19 protein-coding genes are annotated in these 17,673 nt (G+C 44.1%); 9 read left to right on the top strand and 10 right to left on the bottom strand.

Going from position 1 to position 17,673, the window contains the following annotated elements:
- Window positions 1-197 precede the first annotated feature (197 nt).
- From QUA54_RS06805 to QUA54_RS06795, 3 genes are all read left to right on the top strand, one after another.
- Complete coding sequence (locus QUA54_RS06805; protein WP_333192173.1) at window positions 198-590, top strand: response regulator; 393 nt, start codon at window positions 198-200, stop codon at window positions 588-590.
- 463 nt (window positions 591-1,053) lie between these two features.
- Window positions 1,054-1,272, top strand: a complete 219-nt coding sequence (locus QUA54_RS06800; protein WP_333192171.1) for a hypothetical protein — start codon at window positions 1,054-1,056, stop codon at window positions 1,270-1,272.
- Between the two features lie 106 nt (window positions 1,273-1,378).
- On the top strand, window positions 1,379-1,591 hold the full coding sequence (locus QUA54_RS06795) for a hypothetical protein (protein WP_172191136.1): 213 nt from the start codon (window positions 1,379-1,381) through the stop codon (window positions 1,589-1,591).
- Window positions 1,592-1,788: 197 nt separating this feature from the next.
- Here the strand turns inward: QUA54_RS06795 and QUA54_RS06790 are convergent, their stop codons facing one another.
- A complete protein-coding gene (locus QUA54_RS06790) occupies window positions 1,789-1,932 on the bottom strand; it encodes a chlorophyll a/b-binding protein (protein ID WP_172191134.1) in 144 nt (47 codons plus the stop codon).
- Between the two features lie 762 nt (window positions 1,933-2,694).
- Between QUA54_RS06790 and QUA54_RS06785 the strand changes: the two genes are divergently transcribed.
- Window positions 2,695-3,249, top strand: coding sequence for an NYN domain-containing protein (locus QUA54_RS06785; protein WP_333413927.1), 555 nt, complete (start codon window positions 2,695-2,697; stop codon window positions 3,247-3,249).
- A gap of 333 nt (window positions 3,250-3,582) precedes the next feature.
- A complete protein-coding gene (rnc, locus tag QUA54_RS06780) occupies window positions 3,583-4,296 on the top strand; it encodes a ribonuclease III (RefSeq protein WP_333413926.1) in 714 nt (237 codons plus the stop codon).
- A gap of 40 nt (window positions 4,297-4,336) precedes the next feature.
- Here rnc and QUA54_RS06775 read toward each other — a convergent pair whose 3' ends face one another.
- Entirely contained in the window at window positions 4,337-4,516 is a 180-nt protein-coding gene (locus tag QUA54_RS06775) for a hypothetical protein (RefSeq protein ID WP_333413925.1), read from the bottom strand.
- Here QUA54_RS06775 and QUA54_RS06770 point away from each other — a divergent pair.
- Window positions 4,515-4,943, top strand: a complete 429-nt coding sequence (locus tag QUA54_RS06770) for a DUF1824 family protein (protein WP_333202220.1) — start codon at window positions 4,515-4,517, stop codon at window positions 4,941-4,943. The two genes, QUA54_RS06775 and QUA54_RS06770, sit on opposite strands and share 2 nt — an antisense overlap.
- Window positions 4,944-5,215: 272 nt before the next feature.
- Here the strand turns inward: QUA54_RS06770 and glgA are convergent, their stop codons facing one another.
- From glgA to hemC, 3 genes are all read right to left on the bottom strand, one after another.
- The gene (gene glgA, locus QUA54_RS06765) at window positions 5,216-6,643 is read right to left on the bottom strand and encodes a glycogen synthase GlgA (RefSeq protein WP_333413924.1); all 1,428 of its coding nucleotides are present in this window, start codon (window positions 6,641-6,643) and stop codon (window positions 5,216-5,218) included.
- Between the two features lie 394 nt (window positions 6,644-7,037).
- Window positions 7,038-7,865 (bottom strand): S1C family serine protease, encoded by an 828-nt coding sequence (locus tag QUA54_RS06760; RefSeq protein ID WP_333413923.1) that lies wholly within the window; start codon window positions 7,863-7,865, stop codon window positions 7,038-7,040.
- A gap of 445 nt (window positions 7,866-8,310) precedes the next feature.
- A complete protein-coding gene (gene hemC / locus QUA54_RS06755) occupies window positions 8,311-9,282 on the bottom strand; it encodes a hydroxymethylbilane synthase (RefSeq protein WP_333413922.1) in 972 nt (323 codons plus the stop codon).
- A 542-nt stretch (window positions 9,283-9,824) separates the two neighbouring features.
- On the opposite strand from hemC, the gene QUA54_RS06750 reads away from it, so the two are divergent.
- Window positions 9,825-10,280 carry a type II toxin-antitoxin system antitoxin SocA domain-containing protein gene (locus QUA54_RS06750; RefSeq protein ID WP_333413921.1) on the top strand — a complete coding sequence of 152 codons (456 nt, stop codon included), beginning with the start codon at window positions 9,825-9,827 and terminating at the stop codon, window positions 10,278-10,280.
- A 34-nt stretch (window positions 10,281-10,314) separates the two neighbouring features.
- On the opposite strand, the gene QUA54_RS06745 is transcribed toward QUA54_RS06750, so the two are convergent.
- From QUA54_RS06745 to QUA54_RS06730, 4 genes are all read right to left on the bottom strand, one after another.
- Window positions 10,315-10,752, bottom strand: a complete 438-nt coding sequence (locus QUA54_RS06745) for a type II toxin-antitoxin system VapC family toxin (protein WP_333413920.1) — start codon at window positions 10,750-10,752, stop codon at window positions 10,315-10,317.
- Complete coding sequence (locus QUA54_RS06740) at window positions 10,749-10,985, bottom strand: type II toxin-antitoxin system prevent-host-death family antitoxin (RefSeq protein ID WP_333413919.1); 237 nt, start codon at window positions 10,983-10,985, stop codon at window positions 10,749-10,751. Before QUA54_RS06740 ends, QUA54_RS06745 begins: the two co-directional genes overlap by 4 nt.
- 92 nt (window positions 10,986-11,077) lie before the next feature.
- Window positions 11,078-12,079, bottom strand: coding sequence for a hypothetical protein (locus tag QUA54_RS06735; RefSeq protein WP_333413918.1), 1,002 nt, complete (start codon window positions 12,077-12,079; stop codon window positions 11,078-11,080).
- Between the two features lie 145 nt (window positions 12,080-12,224).
- Complete coding sequence (locus QUA54_RS06730) at window positions 12,225-12,785, bottom strand: hypothetical protein (RefSeq protein WP_333413917.1); 561 nt, start codon at window positions 12,783-12,785, stop codon at window positions 12,225-12,227.
- 191 nt (window positions 12,786-12,976) lie between these two features.
- Between QUA54_RS06730 and QUA54_RS06725 the strand changes: the two genes are divergently transcribed.
- Window positions 12,977-14,062: a T4 RnlA family RNA ligase gene (locus tag QUA54_RS06725; RefSeq protein ID WP_333413916.1), complete on the top strand. Its 1,086-nt coding sequence runs from the start codon at window positions 12,977-12,979 to the stop codon at window positions 14,060-14,062.
- 165 nt (window positions 14,063-14,227) lie between these two features.
- Window positions 14,228-15,076, top strand: a complete 849-nt coding sequence (locus QUA54_RS06720; RefSeq protein ID WP_333413915.1) for a phosphatase domain-containing protein — start codon at window positions 14,228-14,230, stop codon at window positions 15,074-15,076.
- Window positions 15,077-16,262: 1,186 nt separating this feature from the next.
- Here QUA54_RS06720 and QUA54_RS06715 read toward each other — a convergent pair.
- A complete protein-coding gene (locus QUA54_RS06715) occupies window positions 16,263-17,642 on the bottom strand; it encodes an amidase (RefSeq protein ID WP_333413914.1) in 1,380 nt (459 codons plus the stop codon).
- Between the last annotated feature and the right edge of the window lie 31 nt (window positions 17,643-17,673).

The raw sequence follows: 17,673 nt of genomic DNA, 5'->3' as shown, positions 1-17,673 counted from the left end.
TGAAAACCTGGCGGTAGATTACAACTTCGGTCTTCTTTCTTCTTTCTTTTTACCCGCTCAGCTTCGCCGCTATAGCCTTCAACAACTGCTATACAGTTTTGAAAATTTACTGTAAAGTCTGATCTGGTAAGATAATTTGTTTTACAAAAAATTCACATTTCGCCTCTAGTCTACGATCAGTTCTCATTTCTAAAAAAATGTTAATATTGACTGCCAAGCGCATCTTGGTTATTGACGATGCGGAAGATATTCGGGAAGTGGCTCAAGTCAGTCTTGAGGTAGTGGGGGGCTGGGAAGTCCTGACTGCTAGTTCTGGCCGCGAGGGTGTTGCTAAGGCTCTTGCCGAACAGCCTGATGCTATTTTATTGGACGTGATGATGCCCGACCAAGACGGGCCTACTACTTTTTTACAGTTACAAGCTAATAATGCTACGCAGCACATTCCGGTAATTTTATTGACGGCTAAAGCTCTGGCTGGGGACAGGCGGATGTTCGCGGATTTGGGGGTTGTGAGCGTGATTGCTAAGCCTTTTGAACCGATGTTTTTGGCGGCTCAGGTCGCTGAAGCTTTGGGCTGGGATCAAAAATAGATCGATCGCGCGCATTGAATTGTGCTGTTTTTCAAGCATTAGTCTTGCAGGCAAAGAAAGTTAAAAAAACTTGGTTTCTTTGGTATTGTGCCTCAGATTGAATCCGGGCGATCGCACAGCATAAGTGTAAGGACTTAGGCTCTGTGCCTTTCGTCCAGTCAGTTTAAGACTAAAAACCGCAAGGAAGGCAGGCGTTTCAACCCTGCCTTCCTTGCGGTGAAATTGATACCAATAGACTAGGCCTAAATCCCTATTTCTAGTGCGTTCATTTAACCGGATTCGACCTCAGCCATGAACTCAATATTCCTGCTGGTTTCTGATAAAAATATAAGCTGGCAGGAGTATTTTACTTTTTGTGACAACTTTCTCGTCTTCATAAGTTCTTCAGGTTTTAGTTTTAAGTTTAAGCACATGGTCAGGGAGCGATCCTGACTGGTGGCAGATACATTGGGAGAAGACGACTATGCCCTCAGCTTACATTTTGCTACTGATAGTTTCTCTGGTGGCAGTCGGGATTTACTGGCAAACATCTCAAGATATTTTTGTTCTTGTGGCTTTAGCCGGACTTGGTTGTTTTCTTTGGGGTTTCTCTTGGGCCCCTTGGAATGTTCAGCTTCTGATAGTGGTGTTGCTGTTCGGTTTCCAAAAATGCTACTTGCGAGACGCTCAAAGTTGTGATTGAAAAGAGATTTTTTCTTGTTGTGTATGAAGTTGAGATGCACCGACATTCGTCAATATCTGTAATGAATTGGTTATCGCTCCATATCTTAAAAAAGGTTTAAAATCTCATGAATAGTTGCCCTTGTTGCTCCTCTCAATTGCTCCGCCACGCTCGCCACAATCGCGTTTATTGGTTTTGCTCGCACTGCTGGCAGGAAATGCCGGATTTGTCGGAGATGATTTTAGGTAACAGCGCGCGGACTCACAAACGGGACGGTTTGGTGAAGCTTCCTGCTTTGACTCCTAAAATGAGGATGTTGGATTCGGTAGGAATTGCTTAGTTTGCTGGAGTTAGTCTCGCGATAAATATCGAGACGGAAAAGATTTTTGATTCTGCCATCAGTGGGATTTTTTGAGAGAAAATGCAAAAGCCCCCTTCCGTGTGAAGTGAAGGGGACTTATGAGCGGGGGGGCTTTTGCAATTGTGATGGGGTCGATCGCCCGACTGAATTTCAGCTATTGTATGCAGTTAAGCTGATTACATCAAACCGACTTGAGAGAGAATGCCTTGACCGGTGAGGAATTCGGTAGCTAAGCCGATAACGAAGCCCAACATTGCCAAACGGCCGTTCCAGGTTTCAGCAAACTCAGTGAAGCCAACTTTTGCGTCTTTGTTTTCCATGACCAGAAACCTCGTTTAATTTCAACCTTATGTAACTAAACTTAACATAGCAGTACAAAGTTTGCAACATATTTTTACATTTACTGTTCTAATGCCGGAGATAAGCGGGATGGGCCCGCAGGGAGAGGGGCTCGCGGGGGAGGGGGAGAGGGTTTTTTATGTGGAAACGGTCGAGGGGTGTCAAATTGGCGAAAACCTTGGTGAGATGTCTAAGGATGTAAGACAATTATCTTTAGTTAATACTTGACATCCAATAATTAGAACGCTAGCCTAAAAGCACAGCCAAAACTAAATATTGCATTGAATAATTAAGGAATGTTGATTGAGTCGTCTTAGCGACAGGGATTATATAGCAATCCTAAGTCATTTATGAACGTGGTTCAGGCTTCTAGCCTAGACGGGCTCTCCGGCCCATCCCACAATTCATTTAGGATTGCTATAGAACTGGGGCAAGTTTCTAGCGCCCCGTTGAGGAGAAAGTACGTCTAATGTCGTTTTAACAAGTTAATACAAGCTTGAGAAAATCAAAACATTATTGAGTTCAATTTCTTTTCAACGGGGTGCTACTAAGCTCGTTCCAGTTCAGTAAGTCCTGTAGCTAAGACGCTAATCAAATCCCACAAAATTACAGTGTTTTGTGGTAACAAATTGTCCTGTGCCCAGATGTTCATTTGTGAGCAAACCCACAGACAACGTTCCATTAATCCTAGATGCGCGATATGTCGAGGCTGTCCAGTCAACCTCTTTGTAGGACTTAATCAAATGACGGACAATCATCGAACCACAGGCAAACAACAAACCCCGTCTCAGCGAGTTACTATGTTTTTGGATTCTCAGGGTGTCTACTTAAACCAAAAGCAAGCTGAATTATTGGTCACTTTTGCCAAATCAAAAGGGCGCTTTGAACCGCCGAAAAATTACTATAACTCGCAGCAAAAAAATCAAGTTAACGACAAATTTCGGCTAGAAAAGCTGGGTTTTCTTGGCGTTGATGTTCCCGATTCAGGCAAAAATAGTGCAGATAAACAATTGGTGTTTGACTGTATCAAACGAGTTACAACTAAGCCTTCTCCTGACATAATTATTCTCGTCTTAGCAGATCGGGACTTTGCAGGTTTAATCACCGTTTTGATGGGTTTGGGTATAACAGTCATCGTTTTTGCACGGCGCAAAAGTGCCAGCAAAAAATTGATTAACCTTGTTGGTGAGGATAACTTTCATGATGTAGACGAATTGTCTAGTTTGTCTGCAGGATTGAAACCGCAACTTGAAAATCAAAAAAAGTTATCAATTGAAGCAGACAGTTTATCTGCATAAAGTTGCACAGTCCGCCAGGGAATGAATTCCCTGTCTAATAGCTAAAGTCGGTTAAAACCGACTGACATACAGTTAAAAAAACACAATTCTCAGTCCTCTTTAGAGGACTTTAGCTATGAGCCAGGGGTTTTAACCCCTGGCGGACTGGCGGACTAACGGACTAACGGACTAATAGTATAACGGCCAAATATCTGTTAAAATTACCCCGCCGCAGATAGCTAAAATGCAGTTTATTTGATAAACTAGATTCTCCAAACCTACCGCTATCTGCGGCTCTTTCATGTCCACATAATAACACCCAACTCCAAAAACAATAACCATTACCAAACTCCTATGCCATTAACTAATCCAACACAAGAACTCAAAATTACCCTTCCCGAATTCAAAAATGAAAAACTGCTGCGCCAAGCCCTCACTCACCGTTCCTACGTCAACGAAAACCCCGCATATCGCGAAGAAGACAACGAACGCTTAGAATTTCTCGGCGATGCTTTGCTGACTTTTCTCAGCGGCGAATATCTCTATCAGCGTCACCCAGAAATGGGAGAAGACCAACTGACTCGCAGACGTTCAGCCCTAGTAGATGAAAAACAATTAGCCAGATTTGCTACTGAAATTAATTTAGATTTAAAAATGCGGCTCGGAAAAGGAGCTTATCGAGAAGGTGGGATTACCAATCCAAATTTGCTCAGCAGCACTTTTGAAGCATTTATTGGCGCTTACTACCTCGACACGCAAGACATGGACAAAGTTCGCAACTTTGTGCAACAAATGTTTGATTCTGTTCCCGAAAATGTTGTGGAAACTCGATCGACAGTAGACTCGAAAAATCGGTTTCAGGAATGGGTACAAGCCAACGGTGACACGACTCCGCCCAAATACGTGACCATCCAAGAAGGAGGCACACCCCACAAGCCGGAATTTCTCGCTAAAGTTTATGTCGCAGAGAAACTCTATGGAGAAGGTAAAGGCAAAAGCAAAAAAGATGCTGAGAAAAATGCGGCAGAAGATGCGCTAGCAAAGCTGAAAAAACGCGGACTGATCTAAATTTGAAAACATCGGTAAAAACTACTAGCTTTTTTGTGCGCTACGGGCGTTGGCGAAGCCCTCGAAGACGATCGCCCGAATTGATTGCCAGAGTCCACAATGGGCTATAATCTGGACTTGCGCAAGTGTTACCGCCGTCGATCGAAGGTGGCAATAGCAGAAATTCATTGACGAGTACCGAGTGTCGATCGTAATTTTGGGAAATATTAGAGCAATTCATGTCTACTCAAAACCCGACTACCCTAACTGTTGAAGAAGCACAGCAAATCCTCAAGGATTTCACTTGTCTGGATATGCAATCTGTAGCATCACCGCTGGAAAAACAGGCGCTACGTCAAGCTATTTTGCTGGTAGCAAGTTTGTCGGATTATCAAATGTTGGGAGTGTGCGCTTCTTCGACGGATGAGGGGTTTTTAGCTTTAGAAGCTTATTTGAAAGCTTTGGGATATCAAGCTGTTTTAGATCCCAATGCTGTCTCGACCTTTGCTGGTTCGGTTTATATTAAGTTCAATACTTTGAAGGGTTCGTATTATGTTGACGGTTATATCGGAACTTACCGGGGCGTTTTGATTTCGTGTCAATCTTCCTCGGAAGGTGGAGTTACTGGCACTTACGGTCATTTACCTCTCGATTTATTTGTTGATTAATTTGTCAGTAATCAGCAGTCAGTCGATCGATTAAATTGAGTCAAAAACTGACTGATGCACCTTACTAAGCTGTAGGGTACGTCAGCCGATCGCCTCTAGATTCCGTCGAATCAAACACCGACTGATATCAATTCCGTTAGCATCGGAATGATATAAACGGAGGACACGGCAGTGCCGTGTCCCTACCGCGATCAATTGTAGGGAAACGGCACTGCCGTGTCCTCTATATCATTCCGGTGCAGCCGGAATTGATATGACGCACGTTACTAAGATTAACTTTTACCAACGATCAATTCTGGCTGTGGTTCCGGTGCAGTTTCTTCGGGTGGCAGTCCCAAAATATCGCTGTACAAGTTGACGTATTTCCGGGCCGAAATATCCCAGCTAAAATCTTCTCTCATGCCGCGCTGTTGCAGTTCTTTCCACTTATCTTTGTAGCGGAAACCTTCCCAAGTTCTGATCATGCAGGTGAACAAGTCAAGGGGTTCGTAGCGATCGAAACAGTAACCTGTACCAGTGTTATTGATCGGATCGTTGTGGGAAACCGTATCGACTAAACCGCCTGTACGGCGAACCATTGGCACGCACCCGTAGCGGAGGGCGAGCATTTGGCTGATGCCACAGGGCTCGAAACGGCTGGGCATCAGGAAGGTGTCGCAGCCTGCGTAAACGCGACGGGAGAGGGCTTCGTTGTAGAGTAATTGGGTGGACATCCGACCGGGATAGCGGGCTGTCATTTGCCAGAGTTGGGTTTCGTAGTAGCGATCGCCCGTTCCGAGTACAATAAATTGAGCGTCGGTATAGGCCATGAAGCGATCGAGCATTTGAATAATCAAATCCAATCCCTTCTGTTCTACCAGCCGCGTCACCATGCCCATTAAAAAGGCACCTTTATTCACTTCTAAACCGACTTCTTCTTGCAGGGCAATTTTGTTAGCTGGGCGCTTTTCAATAGTATCAGCACTGAATTGTTGATGGATGTACTTGTCAGTTTCTGGGTTGTAAGATTCTGTATCAATTCCGTTCAAAATGCCCGAAACCTTGCCGCCGATGAAAGACAGCAAACCTTCCAAAGTTTCCCCGTAAGCTGGGGTTTTGATTTGCTCGGCGTAAGTCGGCGAAACTGTATTTACTCGATCGGCAAACTGTACTGCGGCAGCCATTGTATTGTGACCTTGCATATACCAAGGACACCAAGTCATCTGCTCCAAACGCCAGCGCCACGGCCCTTGATAAGCTAAATTGTGAATAGTAAAAACCGTGCTGATATCGGGGTCTTGGCTCATCCAAACAGGTATCATCCCGGTATGCCAGTCATGACAGTGGATAATTTGGGGCTTCCAGTGATTCCAGGCAAATTCAGCCGCAGCATTGGCAAAGAAAGTGAACCTCCAATCTTCATCTACACCGCCGTAAACGCGGCGCGGCAAGAAAGATGGATGTTGCAATAAGTATAAAGGTACATCGGTTCCCGGCAAAACAGTTTCAAAGACGGAGAAGCTTTGGAACATGGCCGCCCCATCCCAAACAGGTTTTTTGGGAACGTCCATTTTGTCGGGGATGAAACCGTAGTAGGGCATGAAGATGCGGACATCATGTCCCATGCGCCGCAGAAATTTAGGCAAAGCGCCGACGACATCGCCCATACCGCCGACTTTGGCGAGGGGTGCTGCTTCGGCGGATACAAATAAAATGCGCATTATTTTTTTGTGTTCCTTGAGATTGTTAGTCTAGATTAAGTTTAAATGGCGAGCGGCACAATATTAACGCAGCGCCCAAAAACAAGTATAAATCTGAGTTGCTGTAGCGATCGCCCTTTTTCCATCCGTGTTTATCCGCGTTGCGGAGGGCTGAACAAAAGAGCGATCGCCGGGACTCTCCTCCCGCCACAATTTTCACGATCTAATCAAATTTATATCTCACTTTTTGATTGACGGTAAACATCAAAAATGGTATGAAGTTTGATAATTTTTACGCCTTAGTAAAACTGAACGCAAAGCCATCAGTATCGAATTAAGGAAATAGCGATCGCCTTTTGCATCCCTATCATAAAAAGAGCGATCGCCCGAATCACATATTACCGACAACTCCCGACTAATTCTGAGAATCCTCCTCAAAACTTTCTTCAAATCCAGCTAAAAAATCATCCAAAGCTTCAGAGGCGATCGCCAAATTAATATTATCAGCATCTTCCCATCCCCACGTATTCACCCCAACCACTTGACCGGCCATATTAATCAGCGGCCCGCCGGAATTTCCCGGATTAATCGCCGCATCAGTTTGCAACACCTTCACCTCAGCAACATCATCTTCTTCTTCGTCGCCTTCTTCATATTCATCGGGTTCGCGAATTGCACTAATAATACCTTGAGTTACAGTTGAAGCAAACTGCCCCAAAGGATTGCCCACAGCAATTACTGTATCTCCCACTTTCACATCAAAAGACAACTCTAGGGGAGGATATTCCTGGGGAGATTCGACTTGTTCCCCTGTTTCCGGGTTGAAGGTAAAATCGCTAATTAAGAGCAACACTAAATCTTCTTCCGCATTACCGGTAAACACCACCTCTGCCAGTCTCAATTTTCCGTCGTAAGTTTCCACTAAAACCTGTTCTACTTCATCTTCTTCATAGAAGTAATCTTCATCGGCAATATCTTCGACCACGTGATAGTTCGTGACAATTACGTCCGGCGATACAAAGAAGCCACTCCCTGAAGAAATCTCTTCTTGTGTCTCCCAATCCATTACGTAAACTGAAACTACGGACGGCAAGACTTGCTCGACTACATCCGAAAAATTTCCTGCCTGAGTTTTAAACTCTTTCAATTGCTGCTGCAAAGCTTTTTGGTCTGCCTGCATTTTGCTATAAAGTTGCTGAACTTTTTTCAATTCCAGCTTTATTTGAGTTTCCCTAGCGCTCATATTTTGCCTTTCTCTGAAATAGATTGCTGATTAATTGCGGATGTTTGATTGTAGATTTTGGATGGGTCTATTGATAATTATAGGACTTACGAAAAAAATCGGTTTCTGGGAGAAATCTTGGGTACTAAATCGAAATCTCCACCCGTGCGCAGCGTCCTAAATTAGTCAGAATTTTTTGAAACCGACGGTCAACTTTATGCTCTAATAGGACTTACGCTCAGAAACCCGGAATCAGCGAAAATCCTTGGTTTGACGACCAGATATAGAACAAACCGGGTTTCTGAGGTCGGGATCGTAAGTCCAATCTAAAATCCCATCAAAAATCTACAAACATACTGCTAGTGTATCTGTGAAAGCAAAAGCGAACCGCCAGTTATTTTTATTTTACAAAAGGCGATATCTCTAGATTAGTCTAAAAGCATTGACAAATAGATGCCGATCTGGTTTAGGAACCGCGCTGAACTTGGACAAATATTTCCTCCAAAATTTCACTAGCTCCCTGTTGGCGCAGGCGGTGAGCGAGGTCAATTCCCAGCAGTTCAGCAGTCTCGGCAGGGCCGGAAACAGTATCTTTGACGAATCGCTTGCCGTCGAGACTCGATACCATTCCCGTTAAGGTTAATTGACCGTTTTCTATTTTGGTATTGACGCCGATCGGCACTTGACAGCCGCCTTCTAATTCCCGCAGAAATGCGCGTTCGGCATAACATCTTTGGGCGGTTTCCGAGTGTTCGAGAGCTTTAATCACTGCCATGATTTCTGTATCTCCGGCGCGGCATTCGATGCCCAAAGCACCTTGTCCGACGGCGTGAAGGGAGATTTCAGCAGGGATAATTTGGTGGATGCGATCGCCCATTCCCAATCTTTCGAGACCGGCAACTGCTAAAATAATTGCGTCGTAACCGCCCTCATCTAATTTAGCGAGTCGAGTATTGAGATTGCCGCGAATATCTTTAAATTCAAAATGAGGGAAATGGTGCCGCAGTTGAGCTAGCCGCCGCAGGGAAGAAGTGCCGATTACTGCACCTTCTGGGAGGGTGTCTAGTTGCTTGTCTTTGTGCTTGGAGTGAACTACCAAGGCGTCAGCGGGATTTTCCCGTTCGGTGACGCATCCTAAAATTAAACCTTCGGGCAAATTGGTAGGCAAATCTTTGAGGGAATGAACGGCAAAGTCCGTTTCATTGTTAATCATTCCCGTTTCTAATTCTTTGGTGAAAAGTCCTTTATCGCCAATTTTAGCGAGGGCGACATCAAGAATTATGTCCCCTTGGGTGGACATGGTGTGGACTTCAAAAGTGTGTTCCGGGAAGTGTTTCTGTAGCTGTTCTTGCACCCAGTGGGTTTGCACGAGAGCGAGTTGGCTTTTGCGGGAACCGATGCGAACGGTTCGGGAAGGGGCGGATGTGGTTGGGGACATAAGATCGATCGGAGGATAGCTTGAAATCAGCCAATATATTCACCTGATCTAGCGTACCGCAGGTGGGGACTTTAATTGCTGGTTGGGATAATTCGGGCGATAAAATAGAAATACCAGATTTTGACCGCCAGTTTGAAAAAATGATGCAACGGTAGGCAAGCTCCAAACCTTTACATAATAAGCCATTGCCAATCTAAAATCTAAAATCTAAAATCTAAAATTGTATGACCGCCAGTCGCAGTTAGCCTTGATGATGTTTCCCATCCTGCATTGGGCGCCGCTGGCATGGGGGCGATCGACATTCCGAAGCAAAGACTGCCGGTCATGTAAGATTTACCTAGCGTCGAGCCGGATGAACCTGGTTGGCATGAGGAGTTAACTCAGCAGCAGCGAGAAAGAATTAGCTCAAAGGTGGCCAGATTTGGGTAGAGAAATGTAGTTGCGAGGGGAAAAGAGCGATCGTAATAGCGATCGTACTTCTCAAGCAACCAAATAGCTTAGCATCAAAAGTGAATTTGTCAAATTACTAAAATCCTAAAACTATGAAAAGTGCTCTTGACGTAGCTCGTTACTTTTTATGCCGTGTCGATCGAGAAGCAGGCGATACCATTTCTCCTCTGAAACTGCAAAAGCTCGTGTATTATGCACAAGCTTGGAGTTTAGTCTTTAGAAGCCAGCCGCTATTTGAGCAAGATATTGAAGCTTGGGTTTCTGGCCCCATTGTCCGCGATGTTTGGGATGAGTACAAAGCTTACAAATATAGCGATATTCCAGCTCCCGATAATTTTGAAAAAGAATTTGATGAAGATGAAATCGAGGTACTCGAAGAAGTTTGGAATGCTTATGGAGAATTAAGTGCTAAACATCTTGCAGAATTGACGCAATCAGAGACACCTTGGCTCAACGCCCGCAAGGGATTAGAACCTGCGGAAACATCAACTAAAATCATCTCCCACGAGGATATGAAATCCTGCTATGCACCTTTGGTGGAGGCATAAGTGCAGCTTCGCTGACAAAAGGTCGATCTACCTTTTAGCCCTCAGCTACGGCAATTAATAACTGAACTTCAATTCCTAAAGTCCGAGCACTGCGAGCCAAAGCCTCATCGCCAGTCACCAAAAGCAACTGATTAGAACTTGCTACTGCTAAATGCAGTGCATCTAAGGTACGCAACGGTACTTCAAAACTGCTAATCCAATCGCGAGCTAAATTGTAATGAATAGGCTCTAACTGGATGCGAGTATAAAAATCACTGTCCAAGTCTGCCTGAAACTCTATTACTATTTGTCTTGCCCTTTCCTGAGAAATTTCTCTCATTCGCACTCTGCGAGACAGTGCGGAAAAAAATTCTACCTCAACTAGCTGGCTCAAGCCTCGTTCAGTCTCAGTCCTCAGTAACTGCTGAGATGCTTCGCTGAGACGTTCTGGCCAGTAATTGGGAGCAATGACGCTAGTATCCAAGTAAATCAATAGCGTTCCTCCTGTCGCAGCCTAATGACTGTTGCACTCAGGGGTTCACCCTTTACTTGAATAGAGTCTCGGAATCTCTTGAGTTCAGCTAACCGCTGCTCCTTCGTGAGCGGCGGGACTACGCGAGCTACTACTTTACCTTCGTGTACGATTGTCACTTCTTCTCCCAAAGCCACCTTTTCCAAGATAGCTTGCAGACTCTGCTTGGCTTCTTCAACGCTAATCGCAGGCATCTCTTTAGTTTTTTAGGTACTTTTTAATTGTACAGCAACGGGATATTTAATGCGAAAAAGGTCGCTCGACCTTTTTCATTTCCCACCACAATTTAACGTTGCCCTGCTTGAAGTGCAGAATTTGCTATCTCTACAACTTCTTGCTGCCGTCCGTTTTTCCTTGTGACTCGGTACAGCACCCCCAGCCTTTGCCACTCAACAAAAGCAGTGCAGTAAGCACCGCAATTATTGAAATAAATCCCCCTTATTCCGCCCGCCAATTCAATGCTTCTGTAAGTATCCTGCGGCAATTGCGAAGGAGGCGAAAACGGTTCATTTCTTTTAGCTTCGATTGTGCCGAAATAACAGGCTCCGGCGCGGCATCCTTTGCCTAAATACATTCCCACAATGTAACCGTAGGAACCTGCTTGCACATCAAAATCAACTTGCTGAGTGTCAGACAAAGGAAGTATATTCGGCAGAAAAACAGGCACTCGCGTTTTACCTTTGATTTGCCGAAAAATGTTACTTGCAGGAAAACTACTGTTAGCTTGGTTTGCTAATTTATCCGGGGTTGGGGGAAACTTTTGCACAAAATCCCTCCACTGCAAAACTCTATTTTTAGCAATGTTGAGAGTGGGAATTGAATATTTTTCTGCAGCAATAGAAGGGCGGCTGTTTTTCAGGTTGAAGTGGCGGCGAATCACTGTAATTTCTGATTTCCCTAACCCGTAAGCTGGAGCTATGGAACGGGCTAGATTGCAGCTAATTTTGAAGCGTCCCATCTCAATATTGCCATTTTCCGCTTGATAAGACCAATTGTAACCCTCAGAAGCCCGATCGCGATCGCACAGAAAATGAGAAATCTCAAACATCTTGGCAATATGAACATCGTACAACCGCAACTTGCGGCCGCCGGTAGATTTTGCCGTGTTGCGATCGGGTACAATAAATTGTATCGGTTGCCAGCTATCTTTAGGGGAAAAATTAAACCAGTGGATTTCTGTTATCGAGAGTTCTGTCCTTGCTAACGCTGAGTTGGGTGTCAAAAGTGCGAGCGTAAAAGCAGTCACCACACCAGCAAAAATCGCCGCAAATAGCCATCTTCCCCTCATCCTGATTTCCCTCTAAGTAGGTCAGCGCAAAAAAACCATAGCATTTTGTAAGAGGCGAATGCGAGTTAAGATATATCATACAATAACTGTAAGGTACGCACAGAGCACCCTACAGATAGAAGTTGTGCGTCCCCGACTACAGAACTTAACGCTTCCGAGCTAGAATAGCAGAATTTGCTATTAAAATTAAATCTGATTGCCTTCCGTTCTTCATTGCTACGGTATACATAAAATTCTGACTTTTCCACTCGATAGTTGCTGTGCAGTAAGCGCCGCAACCATTGTGAAAAACTCCTTTCACTCGGTCAGCCAGTTGAACATTTTTTAAAGTCTTAGTTACCCCTTCTAGTTTGGTAGAAAACTCACCGCCTTTCTGACCTCGAATTTCCCCAAAAGTGCAAGCTCCCGCACCTCGGCAATCTGGTGTATACTCCATAGAAATAGTATAGCTGTCTCTTTTCGCTTGGCTTTGATAGTAAAGCTTCTGCGAAATAGGAAGCCGGCTGGGGAGGAAAATGGGTACTTGTGTTTTGCCTTTTAACTTTTGCAAAATTTGACTTACCGGAACAGCCGTACCCGCTACAGCAACAGATTTGGTTTCCGGCGGTCGCTGCGACAATTCGGACGCACCAAAAACTCGCGATACAGGTACTAAAGCAGTCAATACACACGCCGAAGTCGCCAAAAGTAATAATTTATTGTTCACTCTTTTTTTGCTTGATGTCGAAACATTCCAGTTTTTCGGTAAAGCGCATTCACCTATTTACAACGATACTCCACAATACAAAGCTCACAATAGGTATCCCGAAAAAAAAGCAAGTTTAATTTTTTTTACACATTCACTAAAATCTGCCGTTCCCGATAAAATAGAAAAGGCGACAAATTTAGGAAGAGAACGTGGAACTGCAAGATTATTTACGCCAGCACGGATTGGAAACCTTGTCCGAAACTTATCATATCAAAGTTACCCGCCACCGCCAATATCCCGATTTAGTCTGTCTGAAATACTCGCAGATAGAATCTCCATTGGGCGAAAAAATAGTCCAGCAGTGCCGAGGCATTATTTTAGATTCATCTCAAGATTGGCAGATAGTTTCTTATCCCTACGACAAATTTTTTAATTATGGAGAAATTCACGCCGCTGCAATTGATTGGAGTCATGCCAAAGTTTACCAAAAACTAGACGGTTCTCTGACTGTACTTTATTTTTACAAGGGAGAATGGAGAGTGCAATCTAGCGGCACTCCCGACGCCGCCGGCGAAGTTAACGGTTTTGGATTCAGCTTTGCCGAACTTTTTTGGAAAGTCTGGCAAGAGTTGGGATATCAATTACCGCAAGAAACTGACCAGTGTTTTATCTTTGAGTTGATGACGCCTTACAATAGAATAGTTGTACAGCAAACGCAAAATCAAATCGTGCTGCACGGGGTTCGCAACACTCAAACACTGCTAGAAACCGACCCGAGTATGTGGGCAAATAAATACGGATGGGAATTGGTCGCATCTTATCCTTTAACTAGCTGGAAAGAAGTTATCGAAGCGGCTCAACATTTAGATCCGATGGATTCGGAAGGGTATATTATCTGCGATGCTAACTTCAACAGAGTTAAAGTTAAGTCTCCGCAATATGTCGCTATTTCTCATCTCCGCGAAGGGTTTTCGACCCGCCGCCTGATCGAGATTGTTTTAACTAATGAAGGAGAAGAGTTTTTAGCTTATTTCCCTGAGTGGACTGAATTGTACGAAAAAGTTAAGGAGAAATATCAATGTTTGGTTAGAGAAATCGAGGAAGTTTACCGACAGCACGAAAATATAGAAGTTCAGAAAGATTTTGCTTTAGCTGTGAAACATTTGCCGTATTCCGGGATTTTGTTTTCTTTGCGGACCCGAAGAGTTGCGGGAGTGAAAGAAGCTCTCCGTGATGTTACGATCCATAAAATAGAGGAGTTATTGGGTTTAGATTACATCCATCTAGGTCTGTAAACAAACTAATAAATTTTTTCCATCAAAATCGGCGGTTGAAACCGCATCTACACTTGGCTCTCGTTCCAGCAGAAATAGACGAATAAGTGGTAAGGTGCGCATTGTACAACCTACAAATGCGAGTTCCTGCGTCCATAACTGATCAATTAGCCATTACCAATTACCATGAAAAGAGTTATTGTACTTGTTGGTTTACCTGCTTCTGGAAAATCACAATTTGCTAGAGAATTGCTGCTGTCTGAACCTGCAAAGTGGGTTCGCAGTAATAAAGATTTGCTCAGAGAAATGGCTCACGCTTCTCATTGGTCGCCCGCGAATGAAAAGTTTATTGTGCAGTTGAGAGATACGATTATTTTGATGGCTTTGGAAAGCGGCAAGCACGTCATTGTTGATGATACTAATTTCGGGCCTCACATCGAGCATATCAAACAGTTAGTTAAAGGTAAAGCCATCGTCGAAGTTAATGATTCTTTCCTGCAAGTTCCGGTTGAGGAATGTATTAAAAGGGATTTGAAAAGGCTTAATTCGGTGGGCAAAGATGTGATAATGAAGATGTACAATAAGTACGTGCGGGTTCCCGTTGTGCCGCCGGAATATAACCCGGATTTGCCGGAGGCAATTATTGTCGATATGGACGGTACGCTGGCACTTCTCAACGGCAGAAATCCTTTTGACGCTTCGACGTGCGATCGCGATTTACCGAATCAGCCTGTCTTAGATACCATCCGCAAGTGGCAGTCCAGCGCCCATATTATTGTAGTCTCGGGTCGAACAGATGATTGTCAGCCTCAAACTGAAAAATGGTTGCAGCAGTACGAGGTTAATTATGCTGCTCTTTATATGCGGAAAACCGGAGATATGAGGAAGGATGCGATTATGAAGGAAGAGTTATATCGGTGGCATATTGCAGGGAAATATAATGTTAAATTTGTGTTGGACGATCGCCAGCAAGTTGTTGATATGTGGCGGTCGTTGGGATTGACTGTATTTCAAGTAGATGAAGGAGATTTTTAAGGCAGCGCTCTTGTGTCACTTTGATGACAGCGTTAGATTAAAATTGATTAGCGATCGCCCCCTTGGTAGTTTCAAATTTTTTAAAGTTTCAGCAAGGGACACTGAAAGGTAGAAGGCTTTATGAAATATTAATTTTTTGCTCCTAGCTTTGATGCTATTGAAGCCAATTTGTATGTGGGTTTTTCTAAAGCGGAAGGGGGCTAACATTATTTCATCCTGATACCAATTCTCCTTGAAGACGCACTAAAATATTAGAAACAGGAGCAAGAATATAATGAATCAACAATGTATCGTTAGTGACAACGGTACAAGCCAGGGGGCATGGAGGCATGACTCGAAGTAAAAACAGCCCCAGGAAAACCTGCCGCCCTTCCAGAAAAAGTGATGAGCCAACGGAGCAAAGGTCTGGAGATGCCTCAAGGATTCAAGAATTACCGTCAAATTCAAGAGTGGATTACTCAAGAGTGCCAGGTTGTAGTTTCAGACAAGACTGTAGATACAATCCTCCTCTATAAGCTCAACGCCAACGCCAAAATAAAAGTACCCCGTACGACATTGAACAACCTGTTTACTATTTTGAATAAAGTCAGTTCCATGGCCTTAAATAAATGTTTTACCTCCAGGCCGCTCGCAGTCGCCTTCTGAACTTTAAGTAGCGATCGCGGACTCCTGAGCGAGCCCTTGTGCAAGTGGCGATCGTACCAATTGAAGTCACGTTTATTAAGTGCGACTTCATAGAGAATTGGTGTCAGGTGTATTTGATTAAAAATATCATTTTTTGTGCTGACTTAAAGTAGGAAAATTAGGAAATTTTTTTTTCTGTTTTTTTTATTTTATATTAAAATTTAGGGTTGTGAGTTTCTGTTTATTAAAATTATAACTTAAAAAGTATATGCTATAGTTGAAAGATAAGACAGCGATCGCAACGATATAAACTTTAAGCGATCGCTTTGCCCGCCTAAAAAACGACTGTCTGTGATTTTATCAATCGCTCCTTTGCTCTATCAAACCTGAAAAAATAAAGCATTGGTTTTTATTAGAATAGCGCGAGCGATCGAGAACACTCGCACCGACAGATTCGGCTCAAAGACTTAAACGCAACAACTTTATGGGCTGGGACAACGCCAATGGCTCTCGGTCGTTGCTTCTGCAGCCAGATGCCCGACACCAATGACAAATGACATTTCTAATACCCAGGTGGGCGTTGAAAAAAACCAGTTACTTGAGTTAATTTTTCCGCAATCTCTAGCAGTTTCAGATCGCTTCCGCGCCGTCCCACCACTTGCACGCCGATGGGTAGTCCTTCTTGTGACTGTGTAAAGGGCAGCACTACGGCAGGGTTGCCAGTTAAATTAAAAATTGTTACGTAAGCACCTATTGTTTTCAAATAAGAGAACTCGCGACCATCAACCTCAATTGGTGCTCCTGGCTGACGGTGGGTGAAAGCAGGCACTGGCACCACTGGACACAGCCAAGCATCCCAATTAGATAAGAAACTTTCGATATTAGCAATCAGAATATCGCGCTCAATGAGGGCGGTGACATATCGTTGTTGCTGTTGAATCTGCGTCAAGTCTGCTTGGGATAAACCCAATTCAAAATTATAAATATTGAGGTAAGTATCGCGTACCACATTGCTATCAAAATTTGGCGGCTCGTTGTGTTGCTCTACACAGCATCCTATATCTGTCAGGGATGATGCTAATTTTTCTAGAGCAGCTTTGGTTTGAGCTGTGGCTGGAATCTCACCAAAACCTTCTGTCCAAGCGTAGCGGTACGATTGTAGCGTGGTTGCTCGGTTAACTTGTGTAGATATCGGCATTACTTCCGGCTGGCGGGGGTCTGAGTCTTGAATCAGCGACAGGCACAATCGCAAGTCTTCTACAGAGCGGGCAAGAGGCCCTATTGTTTGTAAGTGGTGGATAGTTTTAGGTGTTCCTGGTAATTCTGGAATATGTCCAAATGTTGATACGCGATTCTGGGTTGGTTTCAAGCCGAAAATGCCACAGAAGTGAGCTGGAACGCGGATTGACCCACCAATATCACTACCAAGTTCTAGAGGGGATAACCCAGCAGCGATCGCACTCGCACCACCCCCAGTGCTGCCGCCTGGGGTACACTCATGGTTCCAGGGGTTGTTTGTTCTACCAAACAGAGGACTGTTGGTCTGAAAGTTATCAGCTAGTTGTGGTGTATTCGTCTTGCCCAAAATAATTGCTCCAGCGGCGCGCAGTCGATCGACGACGGTAGCATCTTGCTTTGGGACATAATTAGCTAAGGGTTGATAACTGCTGGTTGTGCGTAATCCTTTGGTTTCGAGGGTGTCTTTGATAGTTACGGGTACTCCATGTAAGAACCCCCAATTTTCTCCTTGAGCTAATGCTTTATCTGCCGCTTTCGACTGCGCGATCGCATTTTCCGCATCCAGAGTCACAATCGCATTTAGTCCTGAGTTGTATTGAGCAATCTGACTCAAATAAGCTTCTATTACTTCTGTTGAAGAGACTTGGCTATCGCGGATTGCTTTTGCTAATTGATGAGCAGCTAAAAAAACTAAATCATTCATTCTACTTAACTGTATTTTTAGGAATAAAACT

The sequence above is a fragment of the Microcoleus sp. MOSTC5 genome, assembly GCF_036701825.1.
Taxonomy (GTDB): domain Bacteria; phylum Cyanobacteriota; class Cyanobacteriia; order Cyanobacteriales; family Microcoleaceae; genus Microcoleus; species Microcoleus asticus.
Note: the sequence above shows the minus strand (reverse complement) of the source record. Positions and strands in the feature narration are given on the sequence as shown.

Excerpts from the sequence above, each read along its gene's own strand:
- QUA54_RS06805 (WP_333192173.1), top strand. The coding sequence starts at position 198 with ATGTTAATATTGACTGCCAAGCGCATCTTGGTTATTGACGATGCGGAA.
- QUA54_RS06800 (WP_333192171.1), top strand. The coding sequence starts at position 1,054 with ATGCCCTCAGCTTACATTTTGCTACTGATAGTTTCTCTGGTGGCAGTC.
- QUA54_RS06795 (WP_172191136.1), top strand. The coding sequence starts at position 1,379 with ATGAATAGTTGCCCTTGTTGCTCCTCTCAATTGCTCCGCCACGCTCGC.
- QUA54_RS06790 (WP_172191134.1), bottom strand. The coding sequence starts at position 1,932 with ATGGAAAACAAAGACGCAAAAGTTGGCTTCACTGAGTTTGCTGAAACC.
- QUA54_RS06785 (WP_333413927.1), top strand. The coding sequence starts at position 2,695 with ATGACGGACAATCATCGAACCACAGGCAAACAACAAACCCCGTCTCAG.
- rnc (WP_333413926.1), top strand. The coding sequence starts at position 3,583 with ATGCCATTAACTAATCCAACACAAGAACTCAAAATTACCCTTCCCGAA.
- QUA54_RS06770 (WP_333202220.1), top strand. The coding sequence starts at position 4,515 with ATGTCTACTCAAAACCCGACTACCCTAACTGTTGAAGAAGCACAGCAA.
- QUA54_RS06775 (WP_333413925.1), bottom strand. The coding sequence starts at position 4,516 with ATGAATTGCTCTAATATTTCCCAAAATTACGATCGACACTCGGTACTC.
- glgA (WP_333413924.1), bottom strand. The coding sequence starts at position 6,643 with ATGCGCATTTTATTTGTATCCGCCGAAGCAGCACCCCTCGCCAAAGTC.
- QUA54_RS06760 (WP_333413923.1), bottom strand. The coding sequence starts at position 7,865 with ATGAGCGCTAGGGAAACTCAAATAAAGCTGGAATTGAAAAAAGTTCAG.
- hemC (WP_333413922.1), bottom strand. The coding sequence starts at position 9,282 with ATGTCCCCAACCACATCCGCCCCTTCCCGAACCGTTCGCATCGGTTCC.
- QUA54_RS06750 (WP_333413921.1), top strand. The coding sequence starts at position 9,825 with ATGAAAAGTGCTCTTGACGTAGCTCGTTACTTTTTATGCCGTGTCGAT.
- QUA54_RS06740 (WP_333413919.1), bottom strand. The coding sequence starts at position 10,985 with ATGCCTGCGATTAGCGTTGAAGAAGCCAAGCAGAGTCTGCAAGCTATC.
- QUA54_RS06735 (WP_333413918.1), bottom strand. The coding sequence starts at position 12,079 with ATGAGGGGAAGATGGCTATTTGCGGCGATTTTTGCTGGTGTGGTGACT.
- QUA54_RS06720 (WP_333413915.1), top strand. The coding sequence starts at position 14,228 with ATGAAAAGAGTTATTGTACTTGTTGGTTTACCTGCTTCTGGAAAATCA.
- QUA54_RS06715 (WP_333413914.1), bottom strand. The coding sequence starts at position 17,642 with ATGAATGATTTAGTTTTTTTAGCTGCTCATCAATTAGCAAAAGCAATC.